This is a genomic window from Cupriavidus sp. 01L46, assembly GCF_056399905.1.
In genome coordinates this window covers 21,323-36,667 of record NZ_JBFTSF010000034.1, presented here as the reverse complement: position 1 = coordinate 36,667, position 15,345 = coordinate 21,323, and the positions used below count along the sequence as shown (strand labels likewise).

Annotated in this window: 15 protein-coding genes; 14 read left to right on the top strand and 1 reads right to left on the bottom strand. The window is 67.3% G+C overall.

Annotated elements, in window-relative coordinates:
* On the bottom strand, window positions 1-1,628 hold a 1,628-nt coding region (locus AC1DS3_RS08795), incomplete at its 3' end, for an LPS-assembly protein LptD (RefSeq protein ID WP_477127021.1).
* A gap of 156 nt (window positions 1,629-1,784) precedes the next feature.
* Between AC1DS3_RS08795 and AC1DS3_RS08790 the strand changes: the two genes are divergently transcribed.
* The 14 genes from AC1DS3_RS08790 to ruvB all read left to right on the top strand — a co-directional run bounded on the left by AC1DS3_RS08790 (window position 1,785) and on the right by ruvB (window position 15,269).
* Window positions 1,785-2,819 carry an aminoglycoside phosphotransferase family protein gene (locus AC1DS3_RS08790; protein WP_441640525.1) on the top strand — a complete coding sequence of 345 codons (1,035 nt, stop codon included), beginning with the start codon at window positions 1,785-1,787 and terminating at the stop codon, window positions 2,817-2,819.
* A 31-nt stretch (window positions 2,820-2,850) separates the two neighbouring features.
* Window positions 2,851-3,603, top strand: a complete 753-nt coding sequence (locus tag AC1DS3_RS08785) for an AzlC family ABC transporter permease (protein ID WP_441640526.1) — start codon at window positions 2,851-2,853, stop codon at window positions 3,601-3,603.
* A complete protein-coding gene (locus AC1DS3_RS08780; RefSeq protein WP_043343742.1) occupies window positions 3,600-3,938 on the top strand; it encodes an AzlD domain-containing protein in 339 nt (112 codons plus the stop codon). Before AC1DS3_RS08785 ends, AC1DS3_RS08780 begins: the two co-directional genes overlap by 4 nt.
* Window positions 3,939-3,955: 17 nt before the next feature.
* Window positions 3,956-4,696: an N-acetylmuramate alpha-1-phosphate uridylyltransferase MurU gene (murU, locus tag AC1DS3_RS08775; protein WP_441640527.1), complete on the top strand. Its 741-nt coding sequence runs from the start codon at window positions 3,956-3,958 to the stop codon at window positions 4,694-4,696.
* A gap of 81 nt (window positions 4,697-4,777) precedes the next feature.
* On the top strand, window positions 4,778-6,160 hold the full coding sequence (locus AC1DS3_RS08770; protein ID WP_477127020.1) for an aminopeptidase P N-terminal domain-containing protein: 1,383 nt from the start codon (window positions 4,778-4,780) through the stop codon (window positions 6,158-6,160).
* Window positions 6,157-6,666: a hypothetical protein gene (locus tag AC1DS3_RS08765; RefSeq protein WP_441640529.1), complete on the top strand. Its 510-nt coding sequence runs from the start codon at window positions 6,157-6,159 to the stop codon at window positions 6,664-6,666. Before AC1DS3_RS08770 ends, AC1DS3_RS08765 begins: the two co-directional genes overlap by 4 nt.
* Window positions 6,647-7,894, top strand: coding sequence for a UbiH/UbiF/VisC/COQ6 family ubiquinone biosynthesis hydroxylase (locus AC1DS3_RS08760; protein WP_441640530.1), 1,248 nt, complete (start codon window positions 6,647-6,649; stop codon window positions 7,892-7,894). The genes AC1DS3_RS08765 and AC1DS3_RS08760 overlap by 20 nt, the downstream gene beginning before the upstream one ends.
* Before the next feature lie 228 nt (window positions 7,895-8,122).
* Complete coding sequence (dusB, locus tag AC1DS3_RS08755; protein ID WP_441640531.1) at window positions 8,123-9,217, top strand: tRNA dihydrouridine synthase DusB; 1,095 nt, start codon at window positions 8,123-8,125, stop codon at window positions 9,215-9,217.
* Window positions 9,214-9,447, top strand: coding sequence for a Fis family transcriptional regulator (locus AC1DS3_RS08750; RefSeq protein ID WP_006156396.1), 234 nt, complete (start codon window positions 9,214-9,216; stop codon window positions 9,445-9,447). The genes dusB and AC1DS3_RS08750 overlap by 4 nt, the downstream gene beginning before the upstream one ends.
* A 17-nt stretch (window positions 9,448-9,464) precedes the next feature.
* Window positions 9,465-11,039 carry a bifunctional phosphoribosylaminoimidazolecarboxamide formyltransferase/IMP cyclohydrolase gene (gene purH / locus AC1DS3_RS08745; protein WP_477127019.1) on the top strand — a complete coding sequence of 525 codons (1,575 nt, stop codon included), beginning with the start codon at window positions 9,465-9,467 and terminating at the stop codon, window positions 11,037-11,039.
* Window positions 11,040-11,607: 568 nt separating this feature from the next.
* Window positions 11,608-12,153 carry a crossover junction endodeoxyribonuclease RuvC gene (ruvC, locus tag AC1DS3_RS08740; protein ID WP_174427462.1) on the top strand — a complete coding sequence of 182 codons (546 nt, stop codon included), beginning with the start codon at window positions 11,608-11,610 and terminating at the stop codon, window positions 12,151-12,153.
* Window positions 12,154-12,231: 78 nt separating this feature from the next.
* Window positions 12,232-13,419 (top strand): glycerophosphodiester phosphodiesterase, encoded by a 1,188-nt coding sequence (locus tag AC1DS3_RS08735; protein WP_441640533.1) that lies wholly within the window; start codon window positions 12,232-12,234, stop codon window positions 13,417-13,419.
* 165 nt (window positions 13,420-13,584) lie between these two features.
* On the top strand, window positions 13,585-14,166 hold the full coding sequence (ruvA, locus tag AC1DS3_RS08730; protein ID WP_441640534.1) for a Holliday junction branch migration protein RuvA: 582 nt from the start codon (window positions 13,585-13,587) through the stop codon (window positions 14,164-14,166).
* A gap of 47 nt (window positions 14,167-14,213) precedes the next feature.
* Window positions 14,214-15,269: a Holliday junction branch migration DNA helicase RuvB gene (gene ruvB, locus AC1DS3_RS08725; RefSeq protein ID WP_477109302.1), complete on the top strand. Its 1,056-nt coding sequence runs from the start codon at window positions 14,214-14,216 to the stop codon at window positions 15,267-15,269.
* Window positions 15,270-15,345: the final 76 nt, after the last annotated feature.

Here is a 15,345-nt window from a genome sequence, read left to right as displayed (position 1 = left end):
GGCGTGTAGACATAAAAAAGGCGTGGTTCCAGCGTCTGCACGTAGTTGACGCCGAACAGCCGGCTCACGGTCGGTGCCTCGCGCTCGAACGTCATGCCCGAATCCACGCTCATGGTCGGCAGGGCCCGGTTCAGCGTATTGGGCGTGCCTGCGGTGTTGGTGGACGACTCCATCTGATACTGCGTGGCATTGAACGTCACCTTGGGCGTGACGAACCAGCCTGGCCGGATGATCGGATAGCTGATCGAGGGCTGGATGAAGACACGTTCACCCTGCGGCAATTGCGTACCTGTCGTGCCCAGAGGAATGCGGAAGCGCGTGTAGTCGGCTTCCACTTGGATATCGAAACCACCCAGGTCATAGCGCGTGTACTTGCCATTGAGCTGAGGCACACGCTCATAAGAAGGCTGGCTAGGCGCGAGCGTCTGGAATTTCTGCACCCGGGCCAGCAGGGCAAAATCCTGCCAGTTGTAGGTGACGCCGCCTTCCTGCGTGTACTGGCGCAACGTCGCCTGTGTCACCGAGCGGGTCAGGTCATCGGGATACTGGGTGTCCGACACCTTGTTCAGGTTGACGTACGCATTCAGTCCCGGCGCTATGTTCTGGGCATGCTGGACCGAATACGCCCAACGGTTGGTCTTGGTCTTCTGGTCGTCTGGCAGGAATTCGCCGCGGATACGCCCGGAATAACCGCTGCCGATATAGCGGTAGTCGGTGCCAAGCTGCACCCCGCGCGAGCTCAGCACCCGCGGGAAGATCGTCAGGTCCCGATTGGGCGCGATATTAAAGTAATACGGGACCGTGAGGTCCATGCCCGAACGCGAGCTGTAGCCGAACAGCGGCGGCAGCACGCCGCTGCGGCGCTCGTTGTTGAGCGGGAAGCTGAACACCGGTGCCGCCATGATCGGCACGTCGAAAAAGCGCAGCACGCCGCCATAGGCGGTGCCTACCTGGCGGTCGCTGTCGATATCGAGCTCGCGCGCGCTGAAATACCAGTCCGCGTTATCCGGCGAACAGGTCGTGTAGGTGGCGCGCTTGATCGTGCTGAGGTTCTTGTCGATGAAATCGATGCGCTCGGCCTTGCCGGAGCCGCCGGTCTGCTGGAAGTAGTAGTCCGGCGACAGCATGTAGCCTTCGTTGGCCTCGACCCGCAGCCGGGCTTCCGGCCCAACCGAGAGCGAGCCGTCGCGGGAAATGCGGGCATTGCCGTGGACAAAAGCCTCGTCGCTGTCCTGGTCGTAGGTAAGCTTGTCGCCCTTGACCACGCCGCCATCGCGGCGCAGCTCGGCGTTGCCCTCGAGCTCCACGCCACGCTGGTTATAGCCGGTCATGCGGTCGCCCGAGACAAAGGTGGGCGGGTTGTCGCCCGGCTCGGCCGTCTTGGTCTTGGCCGTGCCCGGCTCGGCCAGGCGCGGCACCAGTTCGCCGGCTACCGGCGGGGCCTCGGGCACCACCTCGACGGCCGGCTCGGCCACCGGCAGGTCGGGAATGGTGGAGCTCACGGCCTGCGCGTGCGCACCCACCGACCAGCCGGCCATGGCCAACACGAGCGGGCGCAACGCGCTGCCGGGGAGTCGTGCCGGTGTCTTGCTAGCCTTCTGGTTCGGTGATCGTCGTAGTTCGGTCATGCGAGCGGGTCATGAGTCAGAGCGGCGGCGGCGGCCCAGCAACCGCCAGYCACCGCCGAAGCAGGCTGTCGGGCTGTAGGAGGCCCGCCTGGGAGCCGCCCCGGGGCCCGGGTCTGGTCGGGTATTATACGGGGCATCCTATTCTCCCTTTCCGGCATGGCAGCACATCCTCTCGACCCGCGTCTCGACCAGCTCAAAGTCTGGGTGTCCGGACTCGGTCCGGCCTGGTCCGTTAACCCCGACTCCTGCACCCCCGCATCGGCCGACGCCAGCTTCCGGAGGTACTTCCGGGCCAGCACCAGCCACCCCGACCATCCGAGCGTGATCGTGATGGATGCACCTCCCGCGCAGGAGGACTGCCGCCCCTTCATCCATGTCGCGGAACTGCTCGGCGCCGCCGGCGTGAACGTGCCCAAGGTACTGGCGCAAAACCTCGAGCAAGGCTTCCTGCTGCTCAGCGACCTGGGCAACACCACGTATCTCTCGCGGCTGGACGCGGCCAGCGCGCGCGGCCTGTATGGCGATGCCGCCGCCGCGCTCGTGAAGATCCAGCTCGCGACCCGCCCCGGCACCTTGCCCGCCTACGACCACGCGCTGCTGCAGCGCGAAGTCGACCTGTTCCCGCAGTGGTACGTGGCCCGGCACCTGGGCGTGACGCTCACGCCCGACCAGGAATCCGGCCTGGCCGAAGTGATGCAGACGCTGCTGGCCAACAACCTGGCCCAGCCGCGGGTGTATGTGCATCGCGACTATCACTCGCGCAACCTGATGGTGCTTGAGGGCGAGGCCAATCCCGGCATCCTGGATTTCCAGGACGCGGTGATCGGTCCCATTACCTATGATGCGGTGTCGCTGTGGCGCGATGCCTATATTGAATGGGACGAGCAGGAGCAGCTCGACTGGCTGATCCGCTACTGGGAGCGCGCGCGCAAGGCCGGGCTGCCGGTGGCGCCCGATTTTGGCGACTTCTACCGGGATTTCGAGTGGATGGGCCTGCAGCGCCACCTCAAGGTACTCGGCATCTTTGCCCGCTTGTACCATCGCGACGGCAAGGATGGCTACCTGGCCAACCTGCCGCTGGTGCTCAAGTACGCGCGCCAGGTGGCGGGCCGCTACATCGAGCTGCGCAGGCTGGTACGGCTGTTCGACGCCCTCGACGGCGTCGAACGCCCGGTCGGCTACACGTTCTGATGCCGGCGCAAGCCATGCCGGGCGCGCAGCCATGACATCCTGCGGCGATCCCACGGCCACGCTCACCCGCGGCGGCGAGTGGTGGGCTGGCGTGCGGGCACTGGCGCCGATGCTGCTCGGCGTGGCGCCGTTCGGCCTGATCTATGGCGTGCTGGCGGTCAACGCCGGCATGCCCGCGTGGCTGGCCTGCGCCATGAGCGCAATCGTGTTCGGCGGCGCCTCGCAGATGATCCTGACGCAACTGTGGGCGGCGGGCACGCCGGCGGTGCTGATCGCCGTGACGGTCGCCATGGTCAACCTGCGCCATGCGCTGTACTCGGCCACCATGGCCCCGGCGCTGGCGCACCTGCCGGGCCGCTGGAAGACACTCATCTCCTACCTGCTGACCGACGAGGCCTTCGCCGCCATGACGCGGCGCCTCAGCGACGACAACGAACACAAGCGCTACCGCCACTGGTTCTTCTTTGGCGCCGGCTTCGCGCTGTGGGCCAGCTGGCAGGTCTCGACGCTGGCGGGTGTGCTGGTGGGCGCCCAGATCCCGCGCGACTGGCCGCTCGATTTCTTCCTGCCGCTCACCTTCATCGCCATCATCGTGCCCGGCATCAAGCACCGCTCGCACGCCGCGGCGGCGCTGGTGGCCACGGCGCTGGCGGTGGCCTGCCATGGCATGCCGCACAAGCTTGGCCTGATGGTCGCGGCGCTGGGCGGGATTGCCGCGGGCATGCTGCTGCTGGGCAAGGACCGCAGGCAGCGCAAGCCGGCCGCGACGGAGCCCGCCGCATGAGCCAGCTCACCCTGCTGCTGGTGTTTATCGGCGCCGGCCTCGCCACCTTCCTGATCCGCCTGTCCTTCATTGCCGTGGAAGGCCGGGTGCGGCTGCCGTCGTGGTTCCGCACCGCGCTGCAGTTCGTGCCGGCCGCCATGCTGTCGGCGTTGATCGCGCCCGACCTGCTGATGCGCGATGGCCACGTCGACATCGGTCCCGGCAACGCGCGCCTGGTAGCCGGGCTGGTGGCCATTGTCATCGCCGCCAGGACGCGCAGCATCGGCTGGACCATCGCCGGCGGCATGGGTACCCTGATCGCGCTGACATACCTGCTGAACCACGCGCTGAAATAAGCGCCGGAGACCCTGCATTGAAAGCCATGATTTTTGCAGCCGGGCGCGGCGAGCGCATGCGCCCGCTGACCGATGCCCATCCCAAGCCGCTGCTGCCGGTGGGCGGCAAGCCGCTGATCGTCTGGAAGATCGAGGCGCTCGCGCGCGCTGGCTTCAAGGACATCGTGATCAACCACGCCTGGCTTGGCGAGCAGATCGAGCAGGCGCTCGGTGATGGCGACCGCTTCGGCGTGCGCCTGGCGTACTCGGCCGAGCCCAGCGCGCTGGAAACCGCCGGCGGCATTGCCCAGGCGCTGCCGCTGCTGTCGGCCGCGCCCAAGCGTGGCGAGATCTTCCTGGCGGTGTCCGCCGACATCTTCACCGACTACGACTTCCGCACCCTGCTGCCCCGCGCGCGCGCCATGGCCGGCGCGCCCGAGCCGCGCATGCACCTGGTGATGGTGCCCAATCCACCGTTCCATCCGGGCGGCGATTTTGCGCTCGGCTCCGACGGCCTGTTGTTGCCCACGCCCACGGCGACGGCGCCGAGCCTGACCTTTGGCAATATCGGCCTGTACGACACCCGGCTGTTCACCGCCATCGAGCCCGGCCAGAAAGTTGCCATGACGCCCTACTACCGCGCCGCCGTGGCGGCCGGGCTGGCCAGCGGAGAGCGCTTCGACGGCACCTGGGAGAACGTCGGCACGCCGGCCCAGCTGGCGGCCCTCGATGCCACGGTGCTAGCGCGGGCCGGCACCGCTTGCGCACCCCTGCCCTGAGCGGGTCCGGCCAGTCCAGGCCCKCGCCGGCAATCCGGCGGCGTTAGAATCGCCCTATTCCCCATCCACGTGGCCCAACACATGTCCGCACCCGACTCCGCCCTCCTTCTCGCCTGTCGCGACCGGCGCGCCCGCGTGCTGCAGCAATTACGCGCCGCCGGCGGCGGCGTGGCGATCCTGCCCACCGCGCCGGAAGCCATGCGCAACCGCGATAGCGACTATCCCTATCGCCACGACAGCTATTTCTATTACCTGACCGGCTTCACCGAGCCGGAGGCGGTGCTGGTCCTGGTGGCGCAGGCGTGCGGCGCCGAGCGCAGCATCCTGTTCTGCCGCCCCAAGCACGAGGAGCGCGAGATCTGGGATGGCTTCCGCTATGGCCCGGAAGGCGCGCAGGCGGCCTTCGGCTTCGACGAGGCACATTCGGTCGAGGAAATCGACACCCTGCTGCCCTCGCTGCTGGCCAACCACGCCGTGGTGGCCTACCCGCTGGCCGCCAACACCCGCACCGACATGCAGGTGCGGCGCTGGCTCGAAACGGTGCGCATGCAAGGCCGTGCCGGCGTGACCGCGCCATCGACGGCGCTCGACATCCGCACCATCCTCGACGAGATGCGCTTGTTCAAGGACGCCGGCGAGATCGCCACCATGCGCCGCGCCGCCGAGATCTCGGCCCAGGCCCATGTGCGCGCCATGCGCGCTTCACGCGAGGGCCTGCGCGAATACCACCTGGAAGCCGAGCTGCTCTACGAATTCCGCCGCCACGGTGCGCAGAGCGTCGCTTACAACTCGATCGTCGCCACCGGCCCCAATGCCTGCGTGCTGCACTACCGCGCCGGCCCCGCCGAGCTGCGCGACGGCGACCTGTGCCTGATCGACGCCGGCTGCGAGCTCGATGGCTACGCGTCCGACATCACCCGCACCTTCCCCGTCTCCRGCCGCTTTTCGCCAGCCCAGCGCGAGCTGTACGACCTGGTGGTGGCCGCGCAGGAAGCCGCCATCGCCGAGACCCGCCCCGGCGTGCCCTACAACGTGCCGCACGACGCCGCCACGCGGGTGCTGGCGCAGGGCATGCTTGATACCGGCCTGCTCGATGCAAACCGTTGCGGCGGCTTGGACGAAGTGCTCGCCAGCGGCAGCTACCGCCAGTTCTACATGCACCGCACCGGCCACTGGCTGGGCATGGACGTGCATGACGTGGGCGAGTACCGCGTGCCCGGCGCGGCGCCGGCCGAGGGCGAACGCGCCTGGCGTCCGCTCGCGCCCGGCATGGTGCTGACGGTGGAACCCGGCATCTACGTGCGCCCGGCACCGGAAGTGCCGGAGCGCTTCTGGCATATCGGCATCCGCATCGAGGACGATGCGGTTGTCACCGAGGGCGGCTGCGAACTGATGACGCGCGGCGTGCCGGTCAAGGCGGACGAAATCGAGGCGCTGATGCGCGACGCGGGAGGTGCACGATGATCAGTTGGCTACGCAAGCTACTTCCGAGCGGCGAGCGCACGCAGACCAGCCGCGCGCGCGCCGTTGATCCCGCGCAACCGTTCGTTGTCAACCTCTATGATGACCGCCTGGTCGTGCATCGCCCCGATGGCCAGCGCGAAGAACTCGAATGGGACGTGATCGAACGCGTGGTGGTGCGGGTCTCGAACCGCGAGCCATGGGCCGGGAAGGCCTGGCTGATCCTAGTGGGAGACCCCAAGGCCGACGGCACACCCCGGGGCTGCGTGGTACCGCTCGACGCGGCCAATCATGCGGCGCTGGTGGAACGCCTGCAGGCGTTTCCCGGCTTCAACCAGCAGAAGCTGGACAACGCCCTGAGCGACGCGGCGGCGGGCAAGCACCGTACCGATGCCAATTGCTGGAAGCGCGGCGCGCAGCCGGCGGAGTCCGGCGCCATGGGCAATGCAAGCAACGACAGCAACCCCGTCGCCCAGCCAGGCAGCGAGCATGAGCCCGGCCAGCACTGAAGCCTCTGCGGACAGGGATATCGCCATCGTCGGCGCAGGGCCGGTAGGCCTCGCGCTGGCCAGCCTGCTGCTGCGCAAGAGCCCATGGCGCCTGACCTTGATCGACGCCGCCACGCCGGCGCGCGCGTCCCGCGATCCGCGCGCCATCGCGCTGTCGTACGGCAGCCGCCAGCTGCTCGAGCAGATCGGCGCGTGGCCCCGCGCTGTCACCCCGATCGAGCATATCCATGTGTCGCAACGCGGGCGGTTCGGCCACGTCAAGCTCCACAGCCACGACTACGACGTACCCGCGCTGGGCTATGTGGTGCGCTACGGCGAGCTGTGCGAGGCACTTGAGCGTGCGCTGGCCCAGGCCGTCCAGGCCAGCCCCGCCCCCGCTGGCGAACGCCTGCGGCGGATCTACGAGACGCGCATCGATCATCTGGAGCAATCTGGTCCCGATACGGCTGCTGCCAGCCCGGTGCGCCTCTCCGGCCATGACCATGACCAGCAGCCCACCGCCTTCGGCGCGCGCCTGGTGGTGCAGGCCGAAGGCGGCCTGTTCCACCAGCAGTCCACCCGCGCGGAGCGTGGCGCGCAGGGACAGAAATTCCGGCGCGACTATGGGCAGACCGCCATCGTGGCCCACGTGGCCTGCTCGCGCCCGCAGCCCGGCTGGGCCTGGGAGCGTTTTACCGGGGAAGGGCCGCTGGCGCTGCTGCCGCATGAAGAGCACGGCACGCCCGGCTACGCCCTGGTCTGGTGCTGCCCGCCGGAACAAGCGGCGCGCCGGCTCGCGCTGTCCGAAGGGGAGTTCCTTGCTGAACTTGAACAAGCCTTCGGCCCGCGCATGGGCCGCTTCACCGGCATTGGCAAGCGCCATGCCTTCCCGCTTGGGCTGAACGCGGCGCCCGTCACCGTGCAGGGCCGCGTGGTGGCGGTCGGCAATGCGGCGCAGACGCTACATCCGGTGGCCGGCCAGGGCCTCAACCTCGGCCTGCGCGACGCCTTTGCCCTGGCGCTCGCGCTGCGCGCCGACTGCAGCCCGCAGGCCCTGCAGGCGTTTGCGGCGCAACAAAAGCTGGATCGGGCCGTCACCATCGGCGTGACCGACCTGCTGCCGCGCGTGTTCGGCGTTTCCTACCCGCTCGCTGCCCACGCGCGTGGGGCGTCCCTGGCGGCGCTCGCTTGCCTGGGACCGCTCAAGGACACGCTGGCGCGTCAGATGATGTACGGCATGCGCCGCTAAAGGCTGCCAAGGGCCGCCGGCGGCCCTGTCGTCAACATTGTTTGCAATCCGGCCCGGTGCAATATTTGCTCAAATCTTGAGCAGCCCGGGCCGTTTGGCGGTAAAATCCTGCCCTCGCACATGCCCACTGAATGACGCCGAGCAATGCTTCGGCAGGGCATGCCATTTTCATTTTTGTCTAGTTGCGGGCCGCCTTGCGGCCCCTCGTCAGTCGCTACAGTCGCTATCGTGCAAATCGGACCGCACCAACTCCGCAACAACCTGTTCGTCGCGCCCATGGCCGGTGTGACGGACCGGCCATTCCGCCAGCTGTGCAAGCGGCTGGGGGCGGGCTATGCGGTGTCCGAAATGGTCGCATCCAACGCACAGCTGTGGAAGAGCGAGAAGACCATGCGGCGCGCCAACCACACGGGCGAAGTCGAGCCCATCGCGGTGCAGATCGCCGGCGCCGAGCCGGCCATGATGGCGGAGGCCGCGCGCCACAACGTAGAGCGCGGCGCGCAGATCATCGACATCAACATGGGCTGCCCGGCCAAGAAGGTGTGCAATGTGGCCGCCGGCTCGGCGCTGCTGCAAAACGAGCCGCTGGTGGTGCGCATCGTCCAGGCGGTGGTCGCCGCCGTGGCCGAGGTCGATCCGCGCGTGCCCGTCACGCTCAAGATCCGTACCGGCTGGGACCGCCAGAACCGCAATGCGCTTCGCATCGCGCGCATGGTGGAGGACGCCGGCATCAGCATGCTCACCGTGCACGGGCGCACGCGCGCCGACCTGTACAAGGGCGAAGCCGAGTACGAGACCATTGCCGCGGTCAAAGCCGCGCTCTCCATCCCCGTGGTCGCCAATGGCGACGTCACCACGCCGCAAAAAGCCAAGCATGTGCTGGCCGTGACCGGCGCCGATGCCATCATGATCGGCCGCGCGGCGCAGGGCCGGCCCTGGCTGTTCCGCGAGATCGAGCACTACCTGGTCACCGGCGAGCTGCTGCCGCCGCCGGAAGTGGCCGAGATCCGCGCCATCATGAACGCGCACCTGGAAGACCACTACGACTTCTACGGCGAGTTCACCGGCGTGCGCACCGCGCGCAAGCACATTGCCTGGTACACGCGCGGCCTGGCCGGCGCCAACCTGTTCCGCCACCGCATGAACACGCTGGACAGCACCACGGCCCAGCTCGCCGCGGTCAACGAATTCTTCGATGAGCAGGCGCTGCTGTCCGAGCGCCTGGTTTATGTGGAAGACGGCGCGGACGGCACGGATGATGCCGACGACGAGAAACGCAACAAGTCGAACAACAACAATAACGGGGAGTTGCTTGCCGCATGAGCCGCAACGCTATCGACCAGTGCATCCGGGACAGCCTGGGTGCCTACTTTCGCGACCTGGACGGTGAAGAGCCGTCGAATATGTACAACATGGTGCTCGAAGCCGTGGAACGGCCGCTGCTGGAAGCAGTGATGGCGCGCGCCGAGCGCAACCAGTCGCTCGCGGCCGCCTACCTGGGCATCAATCGCAATACGCTGCGCAAGAAGTTGCAGCAGCACGGTTTACTTTGAAGCGTCTCCCCATAGCCATGATCAAGCAAGCCCTCCTCTCCGTATCCGACAAGACCGGCATCGTCGAATTTGCCCGCGAGCTCAACTCGCTCGGCGTCGCGCTRCTCTCCACCGGCGGCACCGCCAAGCTGCTGGCCGATGCCGGCCTGCCCGTCACGGAGGTGGCCGACTACACCGGTTTCCCCGAAATGCTCGATGGCCGCGTCAAGACCCTGCACCCGAAGGTGCACGGCGGCATCCTGGCCCGCCGCGACCTGCCCGAGCACATGGCGGCTCTCGCAGAGCACAACATCCCCACCATCGACTTGCTGGTCGTGAACCTGTACCCGTTCCAGCAAACCGTGGCCAAGGATGACTGCTCGCTGCCGGACGCCATCGAGAACATCGACATCGGCGGCCCCACCATGCTGCGCTCGGCCGCCAAGAACCACCGCGACGTCACCGTCATCGTGGACCCGGCCGACTACGCGCCGGTGCTGGAGGAAATGCGCGCCAACGCCAACAGCGTCGGCTACGACACCAACTTCCGCCTGGCCACCAAGGTGTTCGCCCACACCGCGCAGTACGACGGCGCCATCACCAACTACCTGACCAGCCTCGGCGCGGACAAGTCGCACCAGACCCGCAGCGCCTACCCGCAGACGCTGAACCTGGCCTTCGAGAAGGTGCAGGAAATGCGCTATGGCGAGAACCCGCACCAGTCGGCCGCCTTCTATCGCGACCTGAAAGCCTCCGATGGCGCGCTGGCCAACTACACGCAGCTGCAGGGCAAGGAACTGTCGTACAACAACATCGCCGACGCCGATGCGGCATGGGAATGCGTCAAGACCTTCGGCGCCGCCACCGGCGCGGCCTGCGTGATCATCAAGCACGCCAATCCGTGCGGCGTGGCCGTCGGCGCCAACGCGCTGGAAGCCTACGAAAAAGCCCTCAAGACCGACTCGACCTCGGCCTTCGGCGGCATCATCGCCTTCAACGTCGAGCTGGACGAAGCCGCCGCCCAAGCCGTGGCCAAGCAGTTCGTCGAAGTGTTGATCGCCCCGTCGTTCAGCGCCGGCGCACGCGCCGTGTTTGCTGCCAAGCAGAACGTGCGCCTGCTGGAAATTCCGCTGGGCAACGGCCTCAACCCGTATGACTTCAAGCGCGTCGGCGGCGGCCTGCTGGTGCAAGGTCCCGACGCCAGGAACGTCCAGCGGGACGAGCTGCGCGTTGTGACCAAGCGCCAGYCCACGCCCAAGGAAATGGACGACCTGATGTTCGCCTGGCGCGTGGCCAAGTTCGTCAAGTCGAACGCCATCGTGTTCTGTGGCGGCGGTATGACGCTGGGCGTCGGCGCCGGCCAGATGAGCCGCGTGGACTCGGCCCGCATCGCCAGCATCAAGGCGCAGAACGCCGGCCTCACGCTGGCGGGCTCGGCCGTGGCATCGGACGCCTTCTTCCCGTTCCGCGACGGCCTGGACGTAGTGGTGGATGCAGGTGCCACCTGCGTCATCCAGCCAGGCGGCTCGATGCGCGACGACGAAGTGATCGCCGCGGCCGACGAGCGCAATATCGCAATGGTGCTGACCGGCGTTCGTCACTTCCGCCATTGAGGTCCGGGCTGGGCACTTGAGCGCATCGCGGCATCGCAAGCGCCCGCCCTCTCCCACGGCCCCTCCCCCGCATGCGGGAGAGGGGAGCAAACCAGCGGCAAGATCAACCGATTGGTGTAGCCGTGTGAAGCGCCCGAAGGGCGGGCCACACCCCAACGCRATGCGAAGCGAGCCGTSAAGGTTYACCWAGGCCGTATGGGGCGCCTCGGGATTYSRCGAAAAGAGCGGAAAAGAGGGACCCATGTCTGAGTATCGCCTTAAGGCGATGCGAGTTTGGGTCCCGGCCGCTCTTTTCGTCGAAGCCCGAGGAGGTAGTCGCCCCATCCGGCGCGCCTATTTTGCCTACTTTTTTGGCAAGACAAAAAAGTAGGTCGCCGCCCCGCAGGGGTGGTGAAACTGCAGTTGCAGTTGCAGTTGCAGTTGCAGTTGCAGTTGCAGTTGCAGTTGCAGTTGCAGTTGCAGTTGCAGTTGCTTTTGACATTAGGCAGTTGCAATCGCAATTGCAGTCACCCCTACCCTCCCAACGTTACAATCCCCCATCACCCATTAAAAGCCGAGCCCGACCCTCATGCGTATCCTCGGCATCGACCCCGGCCTCCGTACCACCGGCTTCGGCGTGCTGGAAAAGCACGGCAACAAGCTAACCTACATCGCCTCCGGCACCATCAAGAGCGACGGCGACAGCGGCCTGCCTGCGAGGCTGAAAACCCTCTTCGACGGCATCAGCGAAGTCACCCGCACCTACGCGCCCGATTGCGCCGCGATCGAGAAGGTATTCGTCAACGTCAACCCGCAATCCACGCTGTTGCTGGGCCAGGCCCGCGGCGCGGCGATCTGCGGGCTCGTCACGCATGGCCTGCCGGTGTTCGAGTACACGGCACTTCAGTTGAAGGTGGCGGTGGTCGGCTACGGCCGCGCCAACAAGGAGCAGGTGCAGGAAATGGTGATGCGCCTGCTGAGCCTGACGGGACGCCCCAGTTCCGACGCGGCGGATGCCCTGGGCATGGCAATCTGCCATGCCAATGGCAGCAACACGCTCACCGCCCTGACCGGGCTGGCCCCGGACCTGGTACGCAAGGGCATGCGGGTACGGCGTGGGCGCCTGATCGGCTGAGCGAGCCCAGGCGGCCAAGCAGCCGCTTGCACCGTCAAGTCTCTTACAATCGAGCGATTGCCCGTCAAAGGATGCCGCATGCTCCGCTCGCCTCGCGCGTTCCGCGCCTTGAATCCGCCCCGCTCTGCTCGCCTGCCGGCGCTGTTGTCCGCGCTGGCCGCCGCGGTTCTCGCCGGCTGCGCCGCGCTGCCACCCGTGGCCACTGTCCCGGCAGCCCCTGCCCCTGGCCCGGCCCCGGCCGTGCCCAAGGCACTGGTGATCGGGCATCGCGGCGCGAGTGCGCTGCGCCCTGAGCACACGCTGGCGTCCTATCAACGCGCMATCGACGACGGTGCCGACGTGGTGGAGCCCGACCTGGTGATGACGCGCGACGGCGTACTGGTGGCCCGGCACGAGAACGAGATCGGCACCACGACCAACGTGGCGGAGCTGCCCCAGTTCGCCAGCCGCAAGCGCATCAAGGTGATCGACGGCGAACGCCTGAATGGCTGGTTTACCGAAGACTTCACGCTGGCCGAACTCAAGACGCTGCGTGCGCGCGAGCGTATCGCGCAGGTGCGCAAGGCCAATACCCAGTACAACGACAAGTTCGAGATCCCCACCTTCGACGAAATCATCGAGCTGGTGGCCAAGGCATCGCAACACAGCGGGCGCGTGATCGGCCTGTACCCGGAAACCAAGCACCCGAGCTATTTCCGCGGCATCGGCCTGCCGCTGGAGGAGAAGCTGGTGGCCACGCTGCAAGCCCATGCGTACACGCGCAGCGCGCCGGTGTTCGTGCAGTCCTTCGAGACCGGCAACTTGCGCGAGATGCGCCAGCGCCTGGCCCAGGGCATGCCTAATGTGAAGCTGATCCAATTGATGGGCGGCGCGAAGAACCGGCCTGCCGACTGGCGCCTGGCCGGCGACACCCGCACCTACGCCGACATGATGACGCCGATCGGCTTGCGCGAAGTGGCCAGCTATGCCAACGGCATCGGCCCGGAGAAGTCCAGCGTGGTGCCCCGCGACGCCAATGGCAACCTCGGCACGCCGACTGCGCTGGCGCGCAACGCGCACGCGCAAGGCTTGCTGGTCCATCCCTATACCTTCCGTCCCGAGAACACCTTCCTGCCGCGCAACCTGCGCACCGGCGGCGACGATGCCACGCGCAGCCCAGGCGGCATGGTGCGCGAAGTGCAAGCCTTCCTCGCCGCCGGCATCGACGGCTTTTTCACCGACGATCCCGCGCTGGGACGCGAGGCGGTGGACACGCTGGGCCGATAGCCGATAGCCGATAGTCGATGGCCAACATGGTCCGCCGCGCCGGTACGCCGCACGCTGGGCTACACTGGCGGCCTTCGCGATGGCGGGCCTTCCCCCGCGCTGGCCGCCGCCGCAATCCCTTCCCACCCCGGCGCGCGCGCCGTAATTCGCTGCAGACACTACACCATGATCGGACGCATCGCCGGCACCCTCATCGAGAAGAATCCCCCGCACCTGCTGGTCGATTGCCACGGCGTCGGCTACGAGATCGACGTGCCGATGAGTACCTTCTACAACCTGCCTGCCGTCGGCCATCCCGTCACCCTGCTGACCCAGCAGATCGTGCGCGAGGACGCGCACCTGCTGTATGGCTTTGGCAGCGCCACCGAGCGCAACACCTTCCGCGAGCTGATCAAGATCACCGGCATCGGTGCGCGCATGGCGCTGGCGGTGCTCTCCGGCATGTCGGTCGGCGAACTGGCGCAGGCCATCACGCTGCAGGAAGCCGGACGGCTGACGCGCGTGCCGGGCATCGGCAAGAAGACCGCCGAGCGCCTGCTGCTCGAACTCAAAGGCAAGCTGGGCGCCGAGCTTGGGGCTGCGCCAGGCAGCACGCCGGTGCACGATAACGCCGTCGACATCCTCAACGCGCTGCTTGCGCTCGGCTACTCGGAGAAAGAGGCAGCGCTGGCGATCAAGCCGGTGCCGGCCGGCACCGGCGTGTCCGACGGCATCAAGATGGCGCTGAAGTCCCTGTCCAAGGGCTGAGCAAGCCGGAAGGGCTACAATCCAACCACTTTGCCCGCCTCCGTAACATGATCGAAACCGACAAGCTAGCCACCGAGCGGGGCGCCGATCGCGTCATCGCCCCCACCGCTGTCTCCCCTAACGAGGAGGCCTTCGAGCGGGCGCTGCGTCCCAAGCTGCTCGACGAATACGTTGGCCAGGAAAAAGTGCGCGGCCAGCTCGACATCTTCATGCACGCCGCGCGCAACCGGCGCGAAGCGCTCGATCACGTGTTGCTGTTCGGGCCGCCGGGGCTGGGCAAGACCACGCTGGCGCACATCATCGCCCGCGAGATGGGCGTCAACCTGCGCCAGACCTCCGGCCCGGTGCTGGAGCGCCCGGGCGACCTGGCGGCGCTGCTGACCAACCTGGAAGCCAACGACGTCCTGTTCATCGACGAAATCCACCGGCTGTCCCCGGTCGTCGAGGAAATCCTGTACCCGGCGCTCGAGGACTACCAGATCGACATCATGATCGGCGAAGGCCCGGCCGCACGCTCGGTCAAGCTGGACCTGCAACCCTTCACGCTGGTCGGCGCCACCACCCGCGCGGGCATGCTGACCAACCCGCTGCGCGACCGCTTCGGCATCGTGGCAAGGCTGGAGTTCTACACCGCCGAGGAGCTGTCACGCATCGTCACGCGCTCCGCCCAGTTGCTGGGTGCCCGCATCGACCCGCTGGGCGCGCTGGAAATCGCACGCCGCGCGCGCGGCACGCCGCGGATCGCCAACCGGCTGCTGCGCCGCGTGCGCGACTTTGCGGAGGTCAAAGGAGACGGAAATATCACTCGCAGCATTGCGGACGCCGCCCTCGCCATGCTCGACGTGGATGCGGTCGGCTTCGACCTGATGGACCGCAAGCTGCTGGAAGCCATCCTGCTCAAGTTCAGCGGCGGCCCGGTGGGCGTGGATAACCTGGCCGCCGCCATCGGCGAGGAGCGCGACACCATCGAGGACGTGCTCGAGCCCTTCCTGATCCAGCAGGGCTACCTGCAGCGCACGCCGCGGGGGCGCATGGCCACGGCAGCCGCCTACCGGCACTTCGGGCTGGCGGCGCCCGGCGAGAGCGATTCGGCCCCAGCCTGAGCGGCATCGAAACCCGCATTAAGTCATTTCGAGGCCCGCAGACAATTCTTTTGTCGTGCATTGCTGGCTGCTTCCT